General features: G+C 61.3%; 17 protein-coding genes. 3 read left to right on the top strand and 14 right to left on the bottom strand.

Annotation, left to right across the window (positions count from 1 at the left end; translation table 11 throughout):
• Nucleotides 1–105 precede the first annotated feature (105 nt).
• Nucleotides 106–1635: an FAD-dependent oxidoreductase gene (locus AC1RO5_RS20995; RefSeq protein ID WP_493177390.1), complete on the top strand. Its 1530-nt coding sequence runs from the start codon at nt 106–108 to the stop codon at nt 1633–1635.
• A gap of 23 nt (nt 1636–1658) precedes the next feature.
• On the opposite strand, the gene pgaD is transcribed toward AC1RO5_RS20995, so the two are convergent.
• The 14 genes from pgaD to AC1RO5_RS20925 all read right to left on the bottom strand — a co-directional run bounded on the left by pgaD (nt 1659) and on the right by AC1RO5_RS20925 (nt 17093).
• A complete protein-coding gene (gene pgaD, locus AC1RO5_RS20990) occupies nt 1659–2186 on the bottom strand; it encodes a poly-beta-1,6-N-acetyl-D-glucosamine biosynthesis protein PgaD (protein WP_493177388.1) in 528 nt (175 codons plus the stop codon).
• Nucleotides 2183–3538 carry a poly-beta-1,6-N-acetyl-D-glucosamine synthase gene (pgaC, locus tag AC1RO5_RS20985; protein ID WP_493177387.1) on the bottom strand — a complete coding sequence of 452 codons (1356 nt, stop codon included), beginning with the start codon at nt 3536–3538 and terminating at the stop codon, nt 2183–2185. Before pgaC ends, pgaD begins: the two co-directional genes overlap by 4 nt.
• A gap of 1 nt (nt 3539) precedes the next feature.
• Nucleotides 3540–5537 (bottom strand): poly-beta-1,6-N-acetyl-D-glucosamine N-deacetylase PgaB, encoded by a 1998-nt coding sequence (gene pgaB / locus AC1RO5_RS20980; RefSeq protein ID WP_493177386.1) that lies wholly within the window; start codon nt 5535–5537, stop codon nt 3540–3542.
• A 12-nt stretch (nt 5538–5549) separates the two neighbouring features.
• Nucleotides 5550–8030: a poly-beta-1,6 N-acetyl-D-glucosamine export porin PgaA gene (gene pgaA, locus AC1RO5_RS20975; protein ID WP_493177384.1), complete on the bottom strand. Its 2481-nt coding sequence runs from the start codon at nt 8028–8030 to the stop codon at nt 5550–5552.
• A 251-nt stretch (nt 8031–8281) separates the two neighbouring features.
• Entirely contained in the window at nt 8282–9793 is a 1512-nt protein-coding gene (locus tag AC1RO5_RS20970) for a YdgA family protein (RefSeq protein ID WP_493177382.1), read from the bottom strand.
• A 238-nt stretch (nt 9794–10031) separates the two neighbouring features.
• Nucleotides 10032–10667 (bottom strand): NADH:ubiquinone oxidoreductase subunit N, encoded by a 636-nt coding sequence (locus AC1RO5_RS20965; protein WP_493177380.1) that lies wholly within the window; start codon nt 10665–10667, stop codon nt 10032–10034.
• An 81-nt stretch (nt 10668–10748) separates the two neighbouring features.
• A complete protein-coding gene (locus AC1RO5_RS20960; RefSeq protein WP_493177379.1) occupies nt 10749–12197 on the bottom strand; it encodes an efflux transporter outer membrane subunit in 1449 nt (482 codons plus the stop codon).
• On the bottom strand, nt 12194–13081 hold the full coding sequence (locus tag AC1RO5_RS20955) for an efflux RND transporter periplasmic adaptor subunit (protein ID WP_493177378.1): 888 nt from the start codon (nt 13079–13081) through the stop codon (nt 12194–12196). Before AC1RO5_RS20955 ends, AC1RO5_RS20960 begins: the two co-directional genes overlap by 4 nt.
• Complete coding sequence (locus tag AC1RO5_RS20950; RefSeq protein WP_493177376.1) at nt 13078–13287, bottom strand: DUF1656 domain-containing protein; 210 nt, start codon at nt 13285–13287, stop codon at nt 13078–13080. Before AC1RO5_RS20950 ends, AC1RO5_RS20955 begins: the two co-directional genes overlap by 4 nt.
• Complete coding sequence (locus AC1RO5_RS20945; RefSeq protein ID WP_493177375.1) at nt 13284–15356, bottom strand: FUSC family protein; 2073 nt, start codon at nt 15354–15356, stop codon at nt 13284–13286. The genes AC1RO5_RS20950 and AC1RO5_RS20945 overlap by 4 nt, the downstream gene beginning before the upstream one ends.
• On the bottom strand, nt 15353–15778 hold the full coding sequence (locus AC1RO5_RS20940) for a MarR family winged helix-turn-helix transcriptional regulator (RefSeq protein WP_258671877.1): 426 nt from the start codon (nt 15776–15778) through the stop codon (nt 15353–15355). The genes AC1RO5_RS20945 and AC1RO5_RS20940 overlap by 4 nt, the downstream gene beginning before the upstream one ends.
• 127 nt (nt 15779–15905) lie before the next feature.
• Entirely contained in the window at nt 15906–16151 is a 246-nt protein-coding gene (locus AC1RO5_RS20935) for a type II toxin-antitoxin system Phd/YefM family antitoxin (protein WP_493177374.1), read from the bottom strand.
• Nucleotides 16152–16247: 96 nt separating this feature from the next.
• On the bottom strand, nt 16248–16493 hold the full coding sequence (locus AC1RO5_RS20930; protein ID WP_493177372.1) for a DUF2789 domain-containing protein: 246 nt from the start codon (nt 16491–16493) through the stop codon (nt 16248–16250).
• Between the two features lie 132 nt (nt 16494–16625).
• Nucleotides 16626–17093, bottom strand: coding sequence for an aminoacyl-tRNA deacylase (locus tag AC1RO5_RS20925; RefSeq protein ID WP_493177370.1), 468 nt, complete (start codon nt 17091–17093; stop codon nt 16626–16628).
• Between the two features lie 214 nt (nt 17094–17307).
• Here AC1RO5_RS20925 and AC1RO5_RS20920 point away from each other — a divergent pair, with 214 nt between their 5' ends.
• The gene (locus AC1RO5_RS20920) at nt 17308–17835 is read left to right on the top strand and encodes an NfeD family protein (RefSeq protein WP_493177368.1); all 528 of its coding nucleotides are present in this window, start codon (nt 17308–17310) and stop codon (nt 17833–17835) included.
• A gap of 22 nt (nt 17836–17857) precedes the next feature.
• On the top strand, nt 17858–18616 hold the full coding sequence (locus tag AC1RO5_RS20915) for a slipin family protein (RefSeq protein WP_019651568.1): 759 nt from the start codon (nt 17858–17860) through the stop codon (nt 18614–18616).
• Nucleotides 18617–18634: the final 18 nt, after the last annotated feature.

Raw genomic sequence — 18634 nt, 5'->3', positions numbered from 1 at the left:
GCACGCAAACTATAGCCGGACCGTTCGTGCGGTGGCAGTGGGAATTGGCTGAACCTGGGAATAAGCGCCAAACTCCTAAGTGAAACACCTGCCTGGAGATCGATCATGGCACTGCACCGCGTCGCCCGTTTCGCCGATGTGCCCCTCGACCGTGGCCTTGAGGTCCGGATCGACAAGATGAAAATCGTCTTGCTGCGGGTCGGCGATCAATTGCGCGCCTATCAGGGCAGATGTCCCCACGCTGGGGCCCCTTTGGCCAAAGGGGCGCTGTGTGAGGGACGGCTGATCTGCCCGTGGCACAAGGCGGCTTATCGGCTCGAAGACGGCGCGCTGTGCGAACCACCCTCCCTGGACAGTCTGCGGCGCTACCCGCTGGAGCTGCGCGACGATGAGGTCTGGGTCGATGACCAGCCGATGCCCAGTCCCAGCACACCGCCGGCGGACGATAAGCGAACCTTTGTAATCATCGGTGCCGGTGCAGCGGGTACGGCCTGCGCGGCGGCGTTGCGGGAGAAAGGTTTCGGTGGTCGGGTGTTGCTGATTGACCGTGAGCCCGAAGCCGGATACGACCGTACGGCATTGAGCAAATTCGTGATTGCCGGGGAAATGCCACCGGACGAAGTTCCGCCGCTGCGCGATGAAGACTTTTATCGTGAACAGCGCATTGAACGGATAAACAGCGATGTGATGGGCCTGGATGCAGCGAACCGAAGCCTGCGCCTGGCCGATGGTCAATCGCTGAGCTATGACGCCGCGGTGATTGCCACCGGCGGTATACCAAAATCCCTGTCGCTGCCGGGCGCCGATCTGCCGCAGGTGTTCGTGTTGCGTTCGAAGGCGCAGGCGCAGCAGATTCTGACCACCGCAAAACCGGGTCAAAGGGCAGTGATTGTCGGCGGCAGCTTCATTGGCCTGGAATCCGCTTCATCCCTGCGTCAGTACGGCCTGGATGTCACCGTCCTGACCCGCCATGCCATCCCTTTCGAGGCGCAATTCGGCGAGGCCGTCGGCAAGGCGATTCGTGCTCTGCACGAGGCCAACGGCGTGGTGTTTCATACCGATGGTGAAGCAGCGAAGATCGAAGGCACAGGCAAAGTCGAAGCGGTGCTGCTGGACAACGGTCAGCGCTTGCCGGCGGATCTGGTGCTGGTTGGCATTGGCGTCACCCCGGCAACCACCCCGTTTACCGATCTGCCGAAGGAAAAAGATCAATCATTGAAGGTCGACGGCGGCATGCGCGTGACCGACGGGCTCTGGGCCGTCGGCGACATTGCCACCTTCCCGCTCAACGGCCAGCCCCAACGGATCGAACACTGGCGCCTGGCCCAGCAACAGGCGCGGATTGCAGCGGCGAATATGCTCGGCGGCGACGAACGCTACCTCGACGTGCCGTATTTCTGGACCTGGCACTTCGGCAAAAACTACGACTACCTCGGACACGCCGAGGCCTGGGACGAGGTTGAATTCAAAGGCGACCCAGAGCATCCACCGTTTATTGGCCTGTTCGCCAAAAACGGCGTGATAGCGGCGGCCGTTGCCTGCGATCAGGAACGGGCCATGGCGATGCTCGCCGAACGGATGAAACAACCGCTGTCAGTGGACGAGGCGTGGCGCCTGGTTCGGGATTTTGCCTGACGCACGTCTGCAACGCGTCAGGCTCAGATGTGGCTCATCGGCTCGCGGTTGTCGTCATCTTCGGCCGGCAAGCGGATCACCAGCGGATGCTCCAATGGCGCCAAAGGCGGTGGCAGCTCGGCCGGGTCGACCGGGGTGAAGTGCGTAACGACGTGACTGACATCGCCTTCCTGATCGTTATGAATGGTCATCGAGCCCGGTGCGCGCAGTTTCGCCAGCCGGTCGCCGGTCAGCTTGAAGCTTTTGCTCAGCCCCTGATCATCCACCACCGGCGCCGGCAAACGGCGCTGGGCGAAGCTCTTGCTTTTGCGTTGTTGATAACGCGCCCAGCCAATCAGGATCACCGCGTTGAACAGCGCCACCCACAGGTAAATCTGCAACGTGCCGAGGGCGTCGAAAATCGATGGATCGATGCGCGGGCCGTCATGGGTATCGATCAACGGCCACAAACCTTGCGCCAGCAAGTACAGCAGCCCGATCCACGCCAGTACGGTGAAGAAAACGTCGATCACGACCAGAAAGGGCCGCTGCCGGGTTCTGATGATTTTCATTTGATGACCTCCTCTTCATCGTCATCCAGCGGCTTGATGCCCCGGTCTGGACTGACCCAGCGCGCGCGCTTCTGATGTTGGCCAAACAGCACTTTGGGGAAGCTGACCAGGGTGGTGAGCAGGCTGATGAACCAGAACACCAGTGGGTACCAGACCACCCAGAACATGGTCCTGCCGAGCCCTTTTTCGTAACGGCGATCGATCATGATGCTGACCGCGAATTGCACTAGGCAAACCACCGCCAATAGCAGCCCGGTAAAGGCCGGTGGCATCAGGTGATGGACGGCAATGGCTGGCGGCATTTCGACGAAGTTGCCGATAGCCCAGAAGATCACCGACAACAGGAAGGTGAAGGCCCAACCGGTGGACAGGCAGTATTCGAACAGCAGTGGCCAGAGGTAACGATGGCGGTATTGCCAGATGCCACGGATGTTCTTGAACAACACCTCGGCACCGCCCTGGGCCCAGCGCAGGCGCTGTTTCCACAGGCCGCCGAGGGTTTCCGGCATGAGGATCCAGCACAACGCGCGGGGCTCGTAGAAAATGCTCCAGTGATCCAGTTGCAGCTTCCAACTGATGTCGATGTCTTCGGTGATCATGTCCGGGCTCCAGTAGCCGACCCGGTTCAGGGCCGTACGACGGAAGGCGACGATCACCCCGGAGACGGTGAAGATCCGCCCGAACACCCGCTGGGTACGCTTGATCAGGCCGATGATCGAGGAGAACTCGCCGACCTGTACCCGGCCGATCAGAGTCGAACGGGTGCGGATTCGCGGGTTGCCGGTCACGGCGCCCAGTCGCGCGTTGTCGAGCATCGGTGCCACCAGATAGGCCGCGGTGTTCGGCGCCAGCAACGCATCGCCGTCGATGCACACCAGATACTCGCTGCGCGCCGCGATGGCGCCCATGCGCAGGGCAACGGCTTTGCCCTGGTTTTCCGCCAGGTGCAGCACCCGCAAACGTGGATCCTGCGCCGCCAGTGCGTCGAGCACCGCGGCGGTGTTGTCCTTGGAGCCGTCGTTGATCGCGATCACTTCGATGTTCGGGTAATGCTGGGCCAGCGCCGCGTGGATGGTATCGGCGGCGTTGTCGCCTTCGTTGTAGCAAGGGATCAGGATCGAGATCAGCGGTTCGCCGGCCAGCGGTGGCGGCAAGGTGTCGTCCTGCCACGGCCAGTGCCGCTCCCAGTGCAGCCAGAAATACAGGCCGCCGGCGATCCACAGCCCCGACATGAACAGTGGGTAGAAGAACACGAAGTCCATCAGGAATTGCCCGGTGACCAGAAAGATCAGCCCGAGGGGAACCCCCAGGACGATCGCCAGAACCAACAGGGCCAGAAGTCTGTCCAGCATGTTATGGATTCCACTTGTTGGAGAGCGCCGGCCGCACGGCTTTCAGGTCCGGCTGGTTCTCGAGGAAGTTGTCTGGGTAGTAGCCGAAACTGGTGGCGCCCTGACGCTTGAGGCGGCCCATCCAGTCAGCCAACTGCACGCCGTCGATGTCGGCGTGTTTATTTTTCGTCCAGTCGCGGGCCTGCAATTCGAACACCGTGCGGTCGAGTGCACCGGGGCGCGATTTGACCGTCGCCACCAGTGCTTCAAGCCAGGGGCCGGATTGCTGATGGCTCTGTTTTTCCATCAGCGGCATGGCCATCGGTGCCGTCCAGTCGTAGGCGCCCAGGAAGTCATCGAGGTTCTGCGCGAACCAGGCTTCGCTCTCGGGGTTGAGCATCGGCTCGGCGAAAATATTGCGCGCCGTTTTCACTTGCGGGCCGCGAATGGCGCGAACCTTGGCGGTCAGCTCATGGGTGAAATCGATCAGGTAGCGGCTCTTGAACCGCGTCCAGCGTTGCAGGGTGGCCGGATCCTCGCGCAGGGCGGCAATCGAACCGGACAGACCGTTGGCAGCATAGATTTTCAGGGCTTCGGGGCCGGCGTCTTCGAAGTCCGACAGCACCGCGTCATCGTGATAGAGGATGCCGTCGACCGAGGTCAGGCGTGCCACGTCTTCGTAGATTTCACCGATGATGCGCCGCACGTTCGGGTCGAATGGCGACAAGCGCTTGTATTGGTCCGGATCGATCGACGTGGTGCCGGTTTTCGGGTCCCAGCGAGTGACTCGCGGCAGCTTCGAATCCAGGGCAAAACTCAGCACCGGCATCCACGCGAAAACTTTGACGTGAGCCCGGGTGCGCAGCTGCCAGGCTACACGGTCAAAGATATCGGCACGCATCGGCAGGTGACGGTTGGGAAAGTACAGCGAATGCACCAGGCCATCGCCCGCGGGGTCGGCGAAGGCTTGCAGGAACACCGTGTTGGCGCCCATGTCGGCCATGCGCTGGATCAGCTTGCCGAGGTTGATTTCCTGTTGGGCCGGGTCCGGGTCGTAGACGTTGTCCAGATCCACATGCACCACGCGCATCGGCGATTCGGCCTGCACCGCGACGACACTGTTGGCGAAGTGTTCGCCATCCGGGTCCGAGGCCACCAGAAAGCGCGGGCTGCTCATCAGGTTGTCGAGGGCATCGAGGCCGTCGTCCAGAGTCAGGGCCATCTGATAACCCTGGTCGTTGATCACTTGCAGCGAGGTGCCATCTGCCACGCCGTACGGCCAGACCCAGACTCGCGGTTTGTAGCCAGTGACCTTGCGGATCTTCTCCGAGATGGCCGCTACGTCGGCGCGCATCCGGGCCTGGAATTGGGCTTCGGTTTCATAGCGACCGGTGGCGGCGTCATAGCGCCGGGTCGCGGCCGCCGGCTGCAGGTTGCCTTGCGGGTTGGCCAACACGCCTTTGTGGCTGGCGTCGGTGTGGGCGGCGATTTCCACCAGGCCGGACCGGGAAATCTCGCGGATCTGCTCCCAGGTCAGGAAATCCGAACGCTTGCGCGGTGTGCCGGCGAAGTCGACTGGCTGGTTCGGCGGCGTGTCGATCCACACCCCGACCGGCGCCAGCAAGGCGTGCCAGTTATAGGCACGCAGCACCGGCAACACGCGGGTGTAGAAGCTCGAATAACCGTCGTCGAAACTCAGCAGGATCGCCCGTGGCGGCAATTCAGGGCCGCCATTGCGAGCGGCGATGATCTGGTCAACGGTGACCGGTTGGTAGTTGTTCTCCCGCAACCATGCCAGTTGCTCGATCAGGCGCTCGGTGCGCACGGCCACCACCGCCTGATCGGGGTCGCGGTCTTCGACATCGTGGTAAGCGATCCCCAATACATGGTTTTTCGGCCACGGCTTTTCATTGGCCGGCATCGGGCGTTCGGACGGCGGCGCGAAGGCTGGGGCTTGCTGGGCACAGGCGCTGATCAACAGCACTCCCAGCAGGAGGATGAAACGCGAAATAAAAGGCATCTTCAAACTCTTCTAGAAGCGGTAAGTAAGGTCGACGAGCAGGCGCAGATCGGTTTCCCGGTCACCGTCAAATGGCCGGTTGATCACGCTCAGCAGGCCGCCCACCTCGAACACGTCGTTCCAGCTGTAGCGCTGGCCGTAGCCCAGCAGGGCGATACCGCCGGTGCCGTGATCGCGCTGGCTGTAAGTGCCCGCACCGGCCTGGAACTGCTGGCTCCAGGAGGTTTCGTAGCGGTGGTAGAGCACGTGATTGACGTTCACCGTCGGCAGCACGCTGAAGTCGGCTTTGGGGTTGAAGTACGGCACGTCGTCGGACTTGGAGTTATGGCTGCTGCCGACTTCCAGGCCGAGGTCGACTTGCAACCCCGGCGCGCGATAAACGCCCTCGCGACCGGTGAGCACGGCTTCGACACGGTTGTTGCCATCGCTGAAGTGCGAGGGGCTGACCGCCAGTCTCCACTCACGGCTTTCATTGGCGCGCCAGCGGATAAAACCGCTGCCGCCGTTGGCCGTGATGTCGCTGTTCAACGCTCGCAACGGCGTTTGTGCAGACAGGTATTCGAGGCTGCCGCCGTACTGCCAGTGATCGTCGATGTCTCGGGCAATCGCCAGGCGCGCGCCCTGTTTATCGCCGAAGCCGTAGGAATGGTTGGAGACTTCCGCTTCCAGGCTCATGTCGCGGGTCCGCCGTTCGAGCCCGACGCGCTGGAAGCGATGGTGGCCGGTGCCTTCCTGGAAGTCGCCGGTGGCATAGCCGGCACCGGCGAACAGGCGCCAGTCTTCATCGATGGGAGGGCTGTACAGCGTGGTTTCGATACCGAAATCGCGGCTGCCGTTGACCGCCCCGACGTCGCCGTTGCCACCGCCATAACTCTTGCCACCGTAGGCCTGCACTCGCAGCTCGGCCATGTCGTGGACCGCTCGCTGACGCTGCAAACGCTGCACCTGACGGTTGTCCGGAAAACGCGCGACCACATCGTCGGTCAGCGCATCCATCTGCCGCCATTCCTGCAGATCCATGGCGGTGTAGCCCTGAGCGACTTCCAGCCCGATATCCCGCGGGGCCATGCTCTCGGTTTCCTTCAGCTGATTCTCGGCACGTCGTGGCCAGTCCCGGGCCAGGTACAGATCGGCCTGGGCCAGGCGCAGGCCGATGTTGCCCGGTGCCTGATCCACCAACGTCTGTAAACGCTGCTCGCCCGACGGCAGATCGGCGCCGTAGGTGCCGGCCTGGGCGGCGAGTTGCTGCGCGTCCATCCATTCATCGTTGGGGTTGCCCACCGGCAAGCCCTTGAGCTCGATTCGCGGTTTCTGGGTCTTGGCCACGTCTTCGGCGACCTGACGCGCTTCATTGGCCTTATCGCTTTCGAGCAAGGCGTAATAGAGCGCGGTGCTGTCTTCCAGGCGATCGCCGACATCGGCATCCGGCGCCACCAGCACCTGGCGATACAAATCGGTGGCGAGTTCCGGCTGACGCTGGTCCAGATAAGACGACGCCACCCAACGCAGGGCATAGGTCGGAATCTTCACGCTTTCGGTGAGCAGCTTCTGGTATTCGGCGATCACATCGGCGGTGCGCGCTCGGGCCTTGAGGGCGCCCATGCGGTCGATTCGCCAGCGGATGACGTCATCGTGGGCCGCAGGGTCCGGCGTCCAGGTCGCCAGTAACTGGTCGTAATCAGACAGGGCACGATCGGCGATCACATAACGTTCTTTTTCACTGCGGGTGGCCAGTTCGGCCAGGCGCACGCGTTCGGCGGCCAGGTCACCTTCGAGACGGCGTTGCGTGACCGGATCAATCAACCCCGGCCGCTGACGCGCCAGGCGCAAGGCCGGTTCCGGCAAACGGGCGCGCTGCAGGGCAATCACGTATTCCCGAGCGACTTCGGGTTTGCTGCCGCCACGGATGAAGGCCTGGTCGTATTCAAACAATGCGTCATAAGTGGCGCCGGCGCGGGTCAAGGCATAGGCCAGGGCCAGGCGGCGGGAAGGATCATCCGGTTTCGCCGCCACCAACGCCCTGGCGCGGGCAACCGCCTCGTCAGGTTTACCGGCGTCGGCCTGGGTCATCGCCAGGCCCAGCTGCAGGTCGGCATTTTGCGGTTCAAGGGCCAGGGCCTTGTTGTACACCTGGGTCGCCGAGTCCCAACGCTTGAGGTTGCGATAGGCCCGCGCGGTGGCAGTCAGGGCCTGGACCGGCAACGCTCGATCACGTCCCTGGGTTTCATAGACCTGCACCACTTCCGCATCCAGACCGGCCCAACTGGCGATCTGCAAGTGATCGCTGATCTGGCCGGTGGTGGCCTGGTTTATTGGCACCTGGCGCAACACAGTCAGCGCAGGCGTGTAGTTGCCGGCCCGCGCATCGCGAACCATTTGATCGTAAGGGGTATCGGCGAGCGCCAGCACCGGCCACAGCAATTGGCCGCACAGCGCAACGCGAAATAAGGGGCGCAGCCCACGATGAATAAAGGGACCAGCAATACGCGGCATTCGTCAGCATCCTTACATGGCCAGCCGGGTCGCAATGCCCCTTGCCCACTCGTAACGGAAAGCCGGATCGAAAGACCCGGCCAAGCTTTATCGACGCAGTCTTGCATGCAAGCGTAGTCAATAATTCAAGACACAATATTTCTTCAGATTCGTGGCGGGCCTCACCCTCACCCCGTTTCGAAACCCCAGACAGCAAAACGCCCGGCGTCTGCGTGTTGCAGAGGCCGGGCGTTGCGCTGAAGCCTGCGGTTTTACTGGATGGTGACGTTGCCAGTGCCGCCGAGTTTGCTCATCACAAAGCCGACAAACTCCTCGAGGGTCATTTTCTGGCCGTTGAAGTCCACCTGATTGTTGGCGTAATGCAGCTTGGTGACGACGTTGTTACCGTCCAGTTTCGCCAGTTGCGTACCGACCGCCATGCTGCTGAACATGTCGGCGGTTGCGCTCGCCTGATCGGCGATGAGCTTGGCATCGGTCTGGCCGTCGATTTGCGACTGCACGGTGAGCAAATCAATGAGCATTGGCTTGGAGACCAGTACGTTGAATTCCAGCAACGCGATCAACTGCTTGACCAGTTGGTCCGGCGGCAGGTCCATGGATTGCGGTTTGGTCAGGTCCAGCACCAGGTTGGCGCGGCTTTCACCGTTGCTGGTGTTGAACGACAGGTTTTCCAGAGCCACCTGGGGACCTGCGGCCAGCAGTTTCTCCAGACCGGTCTTGACCTGTGCTTCTTCGGCCGGGGTCAGGTTCAGCGGCGGCGCCGGCAGACCGGCGGCAGTGGCTTCGGCGGCGGCCCGCTCGTACGGTTGCAGTTTGGTCTGGTAGATCTGCATCAGCGACATCGTCGACGGGATGTCGAGGTTTTTCAGGCTCATGGCCATCTGCGCAGAGCCGATAACCTTGCCGTTCAAGGACACTTCACCGACCTTGTAATCGGCACGCCCCGAAGCGTTGGGGCCTGATTCCCCGGTCTGGTTCTTCATTTCAAAGCTCTTGAAACCGAGTACCGATTGCTTGGGGCCAAAGGTGGTTTTGCTGTTTGTCAGCTCGAGGGTGTTGTCACCGACGTAATAGCCGTAGGTGCTTTTGTTCAGATTACTGGCCAGGGTCAAACCGTTGAGCTCAACCTGCACCGGCGTCTGGTCTTCAGCCACAGTGGTCAGCTTCAGGCTGTCCATGTAACCGTCGGCCTTGACCTTTTGTGCCTGGGCGCTGGCGGCCACGTCGAGTTTCAACCCGGAGAATGTCAGGTTGGACTTGTCATCCAGTGCGGCTTCCAGCGGCAGGAATTCGAGCGAGCCCTTGGTGGAGTTGTCGTAGCCGATGTTGACCACGCCTTTGACCGGGGATTTGTCCTTGGCGGCGGCGAACCACTTCTCGGTCAGTGGCGTTTTTTCCAGCTCGTAGTGACTGGTGGCCAGGACTGGCAACCACTTCAACGACACCAGGCGCGAGAACGGCAGCGGGCCGTGTTCGATGCGGTCGACGAACAACATCTCCATCGGCGCTTCACCAAACATCTCGCCCTCGCCCTTGAGGCGGTAGTGCGCGGTGCTGCTGAACACATGACGGTCCAGCGACACCAGCTCCAGCGACGCCGTACCGTTGGAGCCTGCCAGCGCGGCTTGCAGTTCTTTGTTGGCATCGGCGATCGAGCTGTTCAGCACCCCATCGAGTTTGCTGCCGGTGTACCACGCTCCGCCAGCGCTGATTGCACCGATGGCCACGACAATTCCTAGAAGCACGCCTGCTGATTTATTCATGAAGTACCCGATCGATGTCCATTGTTGAAAGTGTGGTCGTCTTCCCTGAACCCATGACGGGTCGCGGTCACGACTGCGCTAAAAGTGGGATGGAGATTAGCATTTGCGCCGCAGGGCGACCCAATGATTAAAGGTGAAAGAGTGTCTATGGGCCGCGCATGAGGGGCGAGAGTTTTGGTGGTCATGAGATCGGCATCGCGGGCAAGCCCGCGATGGCGTCAGTGCAAACGACATCGACTCAGGAATACTGCACTTCAATTTCATCAAGCTGATGATCGAAGCTTTTCAGCCGTGCGGTCCACGTATACACCAGCACTTCAAAATCCCGATTGATCACCGCCCCGCCGCTCACTTCCGCGCGCGGGTCACAGAAGTCCAGTTGATAGCGTTCGCGGGCCATGGCGTTGGCGACATCGGACAGTTCTCGGGCATTGTTGAGCCAGTGCCAGCCCTCGTCGGCCACTTGCTTGTCCAGCGCCTGGCATTGCTTCTTCAAGGTTTCAAGGCTTTTTTCCAGCGGCGTGCCGGTAAGTTCGCCCATGACTTCCTGGAACGTACGCCCCGGTTGCCAGTAACTGCCCCAGAAATACCGGTCGAACACCGTTTCAACCCGACGCAAAGCCACCTTGGTGTCCCAGATCAGCACCAGGGTTTTGCCTTGTTCGAGTTGTCGTCTCTTGATGCGCTGGTTCTGGAGCGAAGCCCAGGCGACCACCACGATGGCCATCACGGCGATCAGTGCCGCCGCGCTGTCGAGGAAGATCAGCGCCTTGTCGATCTGGTGGGCTAGCATGACGCCGTAGAAATAGGTGGCCGACAGCAAAACCAATGCCGCAATGGCGCACCAGAAGCCGGGAGCGTAAGGGTTTTTCATTATTAGATCCCCATGACCAACGCAAGCCTTGATCGACGGGTTCGCCGCGCGACCCCATCAAATCAAAGCATAGCAACGGCCTCAGGGTTTGCCGGGTTGTGAGCCTTGCGTTCGTCCGCTTTCCCAGCCGCCGCCCAAAGCGAGGAACAAATCGATCTGGCTCATGGCAACCTGGGTGTTGGCCGAGGCCAGTTGCGCCCGCACATCGGTGTAGGTGCGGGTAGCTTGCAAGTCCGCCAGGAACGACGCGCGACCGGCCTGGAAGAAGCGGTGGGTCTGGTCTGCCGCCAGTTGCGCCGACTGCTCGGCGTCCGCCAACGCATCGCGACGCTGAAGTTGCGCGGAATATTGCGCCAGGCCGGTCTGAGTTTCGCGGATGGCGTTGAGCACCACGCCATCGAAATGCGCCAGCGCGCCTTGGGTTGCGAACTCGGCCTCACGGATGCGCGCGCGGGAGCCGTTGGACGGTACGGTCCATGTCAGCAACGGACCGAAGCCCCAGCGATTGGTCGATGGTTTGCCGAGGTTTTCCAGGATGCCGACCGTGCCTACGGTCGCGCCGATGCTGATGTCCGGGTACAACTCACCGGTGGCAATGCCGATGCCGGCGGTTGCCGCCGCCAACTTGCGCTCTGCCTGGCGCACGTCGGGCCGGCGTTTGAGCAGCGCGGCGCCATCACCCACCGGCAACAATTGGACAATTTTCGGCAGCTCCGCACAGGTGGCGGTTCCGGCCGGCAATTGCTCGACTGGTTTGGCCAGCAGCATCGACAAACGGAACAACCCGGCCTGACGCGCGGCTTCATAACGCGGCAATTCGGCGCGCAAGGATTTGAATTGGGTTTGCGAGCGAGTGACCTGGGTTTCATCGCCGCGCCCGGCATCGCGCAAGCGCTGGGTCAGGGAGGTGCTCTGGGCTTGCAGGTCGAGGGAATGCTGCGCGATCTCCCGCTCTTCGTTGGCCGCGCAAACCTGGGTGTAAGCCCGCACCACATCGGCCACCAGGGTGATACGCGCGGTATCCGCTGCCGCCTGGGTCGCATCGGCATTGGCTTTGGCCGCTTCGATGCCGCGCTGCAAGGTGCCGAACAAGTCGAACTGATACGAGGTCGTGATGCCGATATCGCCAACGTTGGCCACGGGCACTTTTTCCGGTATCAAGAACGCTTCGCCGGACTCCTGCAAACGCTGGGCGCCGACCTTCACGCCGCCGCTCCAACCGCCCGCCGCCTGCGCTTCGTCGACCTGAGCGCGAGCCCGCGAAAGATTCGCCGCCGCCACCCGCAAATCGGTGTTGGAAGCCATGGCCTGTTGCACCAATTGGTCCAGACGCGGATCCTGATACAACCGCCACCAATCGGCGGGCACCGGTGCCGAGACGACACGCTTGCCGTTCACCGCCAGGTCGCCCTGTAAGTCTTCACGGTGCACGGCGGCCTCGTCCGGCAAGTGATAATCCGGCCCCACCACCTGACAGGCCGACAGCAACAAGCCCAATCCGGCGACCGCCAAACCCGAGGCCCTGCTCATTTCGCCGGCCCCCCGGTTTGATCGTCGATGATCGACACGGTGGCCGTACGCCCGGCAATCATGCGGAAATTTTCCGGCACCTCATCGAAAGCGATTCGCACCGGAATCCGCTGGGCCAGCCGCACCCAGCTGAACGCCGGATTGACGTTGGGCAACAGGTTACTGCCACTGCTGCGGTCGCGGTCTTCGATGCCGGCGACGATGCTTTCGACATGCCCGCGCAGGCGCGCACGGTCGCCGATCACGCGAATATCGACACTCTGGCCGACATGAATGCCGTCCAGTTTGGTTTCTTCGAAATAACCGTCGATGTGGAACGAATTACTGTCCACCACCGACAACACCGGGCGCCCGGCGCTGACGAACTCCTGGGAACGCGGCGCCCGGTCGTTGACGTAGCCATCCACCGGGCTGCGGATCACCGAGCGGTCGAGGTTGAGCTGGGCGCTGTCCACCGCCACTTGCGCCTCCATTAATGCCACTTCGGCTCGAGCCGCCCGGGACTGGCTTTCTTCCAGTTGCTCGGCCGGGACCAGATTACCGAGTCCACGGTTACGCTTGGCCTCGCGCTGGGCCTGGGCCAGGGTTTCCTGACGGTCGGCGACGGTTGCTTTGGCTTGGCGCAAGGCCAGCTTGAAGCGGTCCTGATCGATGCTGAACAGCACCTGGCCGCGTTTCACCCACTGGTTGTCGCGCACCTCCACTTGCTGGATCAGCCCGGAGACGTCCGGAGCGATCTGCACAATGTCGGCACGGATATGCCCGTCCCGGGTCCAGGGCGCGAACATGTAATACATGACCATGCGCCAGACCACGACAATGGCGAAGGTCACGATCAACAACGTCAGGACCACACGGCCGAGGGTCAAAAAAGGTTTTTTCATGTCATCAGGTATCGACTGAGTGAGTCCACGGCGCCAAGCAGCACAGCGTAGAGAGCCACGTTGAACAATGCCCGGTGCCAGACCAGACGGTAAAAGTGCAGGCGCATCAGCACCCCGTGCACCAACAGGAACAACACGTAGGTAATGCCCATCAGCACCAGCAGCGTGGGCAGGAATACCCCGCCGATATCCAGATCACCGATCATAAAGGCGCTCCATCGATGCCATGGGGAAGCGGTTCTTCGAGTTCGCCCGTGCCGACAAATTCGACACCCGGCAACAGCGCCAGACGCAGGCCGCTCAAGGCGTGCAGCAAATGCAGACGAGTTTCGTCGTCACCTTGGCCGCCGAGGGCGCGGCGGGTGCGATCGAGGGTCATCAGCAACGGACTCGGCGCCGGCAGACGTTCGCCAGCCTTGAGACAGGCCTTGAAGTACTCACCGACTTCAGCCACTACCTGGCGCAGTAGCGCTTGCGGCGCACCCGGCACTCGCGGCGAATAGGCGAGCAGGTCCAGCAGATTCAGGGCCACGCGCACTTCGCGCAGGGCGATGCCGGTGTCCTGGCCGGTCATGGCCAGTCGCGGCAAATGCTGCATCAGGCGATCGAGCATCTGCACGCCCATGTGCCGGTGTTCGGCCAGCGTAGCCGGCTCGGTCAGGCTGACGATGTCGCGCCAGCTGAAACGGGTCAGGCGTTTGGCCGCCAGTTCCGCACCGAATGGCCGGGCGATCAGGGTCCAGATGAATGCGAACAGCAACCCCATGGGCCCGGCCAGGTTGGAGTTGGCGAAGCTGAGGAAATCCGCGTCGTAGGCGCCCTGAATACTGATGAAGGACGATGTGTTAACGATGGTCAGCAGCATGCCCAGGTAAAAACGCGGCTGTACCGTCAAGGTGCCGACGCAGATGAACGGGATGGCGAACGCCAGCACCAGCATCGGGAAGTCATGCAGGTTCGGCAGGATCAGAAACAGATAAAGGCCGGCGAACAGCACCGACATCGCGGTCCAGAAAAAGAATCGGTAGATCTGCGGTGCCGGGTCGTCCATCGACGCAAAGAAACTGCACGCCACCGCCGCCAGAATCACCGCGCTGCCGCCGTCGGTCCAGCCGAGCAGAATCCACAGCACCGAGGCGACGATGATCGCGGTGACCGTAGAAGCCGCCGAATAGAGCATCAAGCCACGGTCGAGAAACGGTGACAGTCGCCCCAGCCGCCAGTGCCGATACACCGCGCGCCAACTGTCCTGGCTCTCGCACTGAATGGCGTATTGCAGGCTGCGGCAGTCTTGCCACACATCGATCCACTCGCCGAGGCGATACAGGGCGTTGGAGAACAACAACTGCTTGCGATCGTCCAGCGCCTCGGCACTCGGTTGCAGCGCTTCGAGCTGGTTTTTCAGGGCCCGCCAGCGGCCGAGGTCAGCGTCTTTGTGATCGAGCCATTCAGTGGTCGCGGTCAGCAGTGGCGCGAACTTATCCACAAGCTCCGGGGTGCGCCGCTCGAGGGCATAGAGCGCATCGTCGAGGGCGTCGATCACTGGCAACAGGTGGATCATTCGCCCGCGCAGTTCCTTGGTATTACGCACCGTTTGCGCTCGCGCGCCCTCGTGGGGCAATTGACCGATCATCAATTCCAGGCTGTTGAAGTTCGCCACCATCGATGAACGCAAGGCGCTGACTTCGTCCGGCTGCACATTGCGGCTGAGGAAACGCAGGCTGTAGGTCGAAGCATCGGCAAACCATTTGTTCACCGAGTCGTTGAACACCGGCGCCAGCCGCCGTGGCCAGAACATGGCGCCAACCACCGCCGCAACAGCGATGCCGAGAAAGATCTCTTCGGTCCGCGCCTCGGCCACGTCCCACACCGCCAACGGATTATTCACCACCGGCAAGGCGATCAGCGGCAAGGTGTAACCGGCGAGCATCAAGGCGTAGTTGTTGGCAGTGCGCAGATGCAGGGACAGGAACAGCAAAATCCCGGTCCACAGCGCGATGACCACCACCAGCACATAAGGGCTCTGGACGAACATCGGCACGAAAAAAACCGCCGCTGCTGCACCGAGCAAAGTGCCGGCCGCGCGGTATAACGCCTTGGAACTGGTAGGGCCGAGGAACGGACTGGAAACGATATACACCGTGGCCATCGCCCAATAGGGACGAGGCATTTGCATGAGCATGGCGATGTACAGCGCGATCATCGAGGCCGCGAACGTGCGCACACCATAGAACCAGTCCCGCGCCGGGGGCACGCCGGTGAAAAATCCGCTCAAGGCTGGGCCACCGAATGATTGGCCGCTTCGAAGGCTTTGAGTACCCGTAGCGCTGCTTCCAGATCACTCTGGTCGATGCCTTCGAGCACCTCCTGGCGCAAACGCACCAACTCAGCTTCGACCGCCTGCACCAACTCGCGACCGGTCGCGGTCAGGCTCAGGCATTTGGCGCGCCGGTCATGAGCGTCTTCGGTACGGCAGACGTAACCGGCGTGACACAGCTGATCCAGCAGCCGCACCAGAGACGGGCTCTCCATCCCCGCCGCCTGCGCAACCGTCACCTGCCGCACACCCTCGCCCAAGCGCCCGATCATCAATAGCGGGGCGGCGCAAGCTTCGGAGATCCCATAGTTGACCAGCGTGGTCTGGCAGATCTTCCGCCAATGCCTGGCGGCCACCACCATGGAGCTGCTGATGTTCATCTGGAGAGCGGCGAGGTTCTTTGGCACGAGGGAATGCACACACTGTTAGTTTGCTAACTATCAATATGGCATTGGTGGGGAAAGCTGGTCAAGTTTTGAAACAATTCTCATGCTGGCAAACGAGTTTTCACAGATCATCAAGTCTGATTGGTTCAGCAATTTCAGGGCTGCGGGCGCGTATGAGAGTCGCAAGGTCGAAATCATCCAGGCGGTTCAGCATCGCTTCATAGAGATCTGCCGAAATCAGATACGCCGTGATTCGATTGTTATCCAGCACCGCAATAGGCCCGATTTGTGTATCCCGCAGGACAGCACTGGCGTTTTCAGCAAGCTCGGAAATGCTGATGATCCTTTCGGCCAAAACACATTGCATGAATCAGTCTCATCTCGGGATTTGTCGCCATGGAAGCTACTTCAACCCAGTTGGCAAGGCCCAGAAAAAATCTGTGACGAGGTCTTTCATGCAGCTTTACACCCCCCGCCCCTTCCTCAGCATTACATCCAGCTGATCCACCACCTCCGCCCAATCCGCGTCATCCAGAATTTCGTCACGCAGCAACTCCGCCTGGCTCTCGCTCCAGAAGAACGCGTCCGCCAGGTGCAGTTCGGGTTTGAGTGGTGAATGGGTGGCGATGAATTTATCGATGCTTTCGGCGTCGTCAGGCAGGCCGAGTTGTTTGAACAGGGCTGAGAGGCTATGGGTGGGGGATTCCATGTCGGGCTCCTTCTTGATGGCTGGAATGGGGTGACCGCTGCGCGGTCAATCGCGGGCAAGCCCGCTCCCACAGGTTTTTTGCAATTCCTGTAGGAGCGAGGCTTGCCCGCGATGACGGCAGCGATAGCGACGCTATGCCGACAGACTCAACTCGCAGACCTCGGCATGCGGCACCATTTTCAGATATTCCGGTACGCTCAGGTGTACCAGGTTGTTGTGGTTGCCGGCTTCGAGGTAGATGTCTTGCTGCCGGGTCAACATCGGGTCGATGACCATGTCCATTCCATAGGACTCGCCCAGTGCAGGCACGGCGCCGCGTTCGCAATCGTCGAATAGGTGCGGCAGGTTGCTTTCCCGGGTGACTTGCCATTCGCTGCTGCCACGGACTTTGCTCAGGTCCAGGTGACGGCTGGCGGGCAGCACGGCCATCAAGTAATGCCCGTGGCGATCGTCGAGGATCACCGATTTGGCCACCCGTTCGGCAGGAATGCCTGCAAGCCGCGCCGTTTCAAGGCTGCTGGCTGAGTGCGGATGGGAAACGATGTCATATTCGCAGTGCGCCTTGTCCAGGCTGTTCTGCACGGTTTTTGCCATACGCATGATGCACCTCGGTGTCCGCAACAACGAATGGCGGACGATGGTTAGAATTTTTTCTCTCCATTAAAAGTCTAGGCCCGCTGGTGGGATCCGGCGGGAAATCCGCCCGTCGGACGCGGTCGACAACTGGTCGAAATTCATACAACCGCAGGCTCAACTAGACTTGTACACAGAGCCACGAACGGCTTGCGGACGGATGACTCTCCTGGAGGGTCAAGTGAACATTCGTTGCTGTGCAATTGCGCTGCTGCTGGCCTTGAGCGGGTCGGTATTGGCGGAGGATACCGTCGTAGTGCTGGTTCCCGACCCCATCGGGATCTGGCTGATCACGTTCGGCATCGCGTTTCTGATCGCCGAGGCGGCCTTGCCCAATTACGGCGTGGTCGGTCTGGGCGGCATTGTGATGTTCGTGATCGGCGCGGTGATTCTGAGCAATGCCGAAGTCCCTGTTCCCTTGATGATCGGCCTGGGGCTGATCAGCGCATTGCTGCTGATTTTCCTGCTGATCCGCGCCTTGAAAACCCGACCGCGCCGCAACTTCAGCGGCGACGCCGAATTACTGGGCAGCGTGACGCCGATAACGTCGTTGCAGGCTGGCAATGCTTATGTCGGCTGGGTGCATCTGCAAGGCGAGCAATGGCAAGTAACGAGCCAAACACCGCTGCAACCGGGCCAACAGGTCCGGGTGGTGGCACGCAAGGGTCTATTGCTGGAAGTGGTCGCGGCTGACGCGGCGTCCGCATGAACAATGATGGCGGAGAATAGTCATGGGTCTGCAACTGGGTTTTGCCGCGCTCCTGTTATTGCTGATTGCACTGGCGGGGTCGACCTTCCGCATCCTGCGCGAATATGAACGCGGCGTGGTGTTCCAGCTCGGACGCTTCTGGCAGGTCAAGGGCCCCGGCCTGATCCTGCTGATTCCGGCGGTTCAACAAATGGTCCGTGTCGACCTGCGGACCGTGGTGCTCGACATACCGCCGCAAGACGTGATCACCCGCGACAACGTCTCGGTCAAGGTCAATGCGGTGCTGTATTTCCGCGTGCTCGACCCGCAACGGGCGATCATTCAGGTCGAAGACTTTCTCATGGCCACCAGCCAACTGGCCCAGACCACGTTGCGGGCAGTGCTCGGTAAACATGAACTCGATGAATTGCTGGCCGAACGGGAACGGCTGAACGTCGACATCCAGCAAGTGCTCGATGCCCAGACCGACGCCTGGGGCATCAAGGTGGCCACCGTCGAGATCAAGCACGTGGACCTCAACGAATCGATGATCCGCGCCATCGCCAAACAGGCCGAAGCCGAACGGGAACGCCGGGCCAAGGTAATCCACGCCGAAGGCGAATTGCAGGCCTCGGAAAAACTCATGCAGGCTGCCGAAATGCTCGGGCGTCAGCCGGGGGCCATGCAGTTGCGCTACATGCAGACGCTGAGTTCGATTGCCGGGGACAAGAGTTCGACCATCGTCTTCCCGCTGCCGATCGAATTGCTCAAGGGGATGGCGGACTTGTCGTCAAAATCCTGATGCATCGATAAGTTGTGG

Source organism: Pseudomonas sp. GW822-FHT02G04 (genome assembly GCF_058802085.1).
The sequence above is the reverse complement of the archived record's forward strand: the minus strand, read 5'-3'. Positions and strand labels throughout refer to the sequence as shown.

Excerpts from the sequence above, each read along its gene's own strand:
- AC1RO5_RS20970 (WP_493177382.1), bottom strand. The coding sequence starts at position 9,793 with ATGAATAAATCAGCAGGCGTGCTTCTAGGAATTGTCGTGGCCATCGGT.
- AC1RO5_RS20960 (WP_493177379.1), bottom strand. The coding sequence starts at position 12,197 with ATGAGCAGGGCCTCGGGTTTGGCGGTCGCCGGATTGGGCTTGTTGCTG.
- AC1RO5_RS20930 (WP_493177372.1), bottom strand. The coding sequence starts at position 16,493 with ATGGAATCCCCCACCCATAGCCTCTCAGCCCTGTTCAAACAACTCGGC.
- pgaC (WP_493177387.1), bottom strand. The coding sequence starts at position 3,538 with ATGCTGGACAGACTTCTGGCCCTGTTGGTTCTGGCGATCGTCCTGGGG.
- AC1RO5_RS20995 (WP_493177390.1), top strand. The coding sequence starts at position 106 with ATGGCACTGCACCGCGTCGCCCGTTTCGCCGATGTGCCCCTCGACCGT.
- AC1RO5_RS20925 (WP_493177370.1), bottom strand. The coding sequence starts at position 17,093 with ATGCGTATGGCAAAAACCGTGCAGAACAGCCTGGACAAGGCGCACTGC.
- AC1RO5_RS20915 (WP_019651568.1), top strand. The coding sequence starts at position 17,858 with ATGGGTCTGCAACTGGGTTTTGCCGCGCTCCTGTTATTGCTGATTGCA.
- AC1RO5_RS20940 (WP_258671877.1), bottom strand. The coding sequence starts at position 15,778 with ATGAACATCAGCAGCTCCATGGTGGTGGCCGCCAGGCATTGGCGGAAG.
- AC1RO5_RS20935 (WP_493177374.1), bottom strand. The coding sequence starts at position 16,151 with ATGCAATGTGTTTTGGCCGAAAGGATCATCAGCATTTCCGAGCTTGCT.
- AC1RO5_RS20965 (WP_493177380.1), bottom strand. The coding sequence starts at position 10,667 with ATGAAAAACCCTTACGCTCCCGGCTTCTGGTGCGCCATTGCGGCATTG.
- AC1RO5_RS20955 (WP_493177378.1), bottom strand. The coding sequence starts at position 13,081 with ATGAAAAAACCTTTTTTGACCCTCGGCCGTGTGGTCCTGACGTTGTTG.
- pgaB (WP_493177386.1), bottom strand. The coding sequence starts at position 5,537 with ATGCCTTTTATTTCGCGTTTCATCCTCCTGCTGGGAGTGCTGTTGATC.
- AC1RO5_RS20950 (WP_493177376.1), bottom strand. The coding sequence starts at position 13,287 with ATGATCGGTGATCTGGATATCGGCGGGGTATTCCTGCCCACGCTGCTG.
- pgaD (WP_493177388.1), bottom strand. The coding sequence starts at position 2,186 with ATGAAAATCATCAGAACCCGGCAGCGGCCCTTTCTGGTCGTGATCGAC.
- pgaA (WP_493177384.1), bottom strand. The coding sequence starts at position 8,030 with ATGCCGCGTATTGCTGGTCCCTTTATTCATCGTGGGCTGCGCCCCTTA.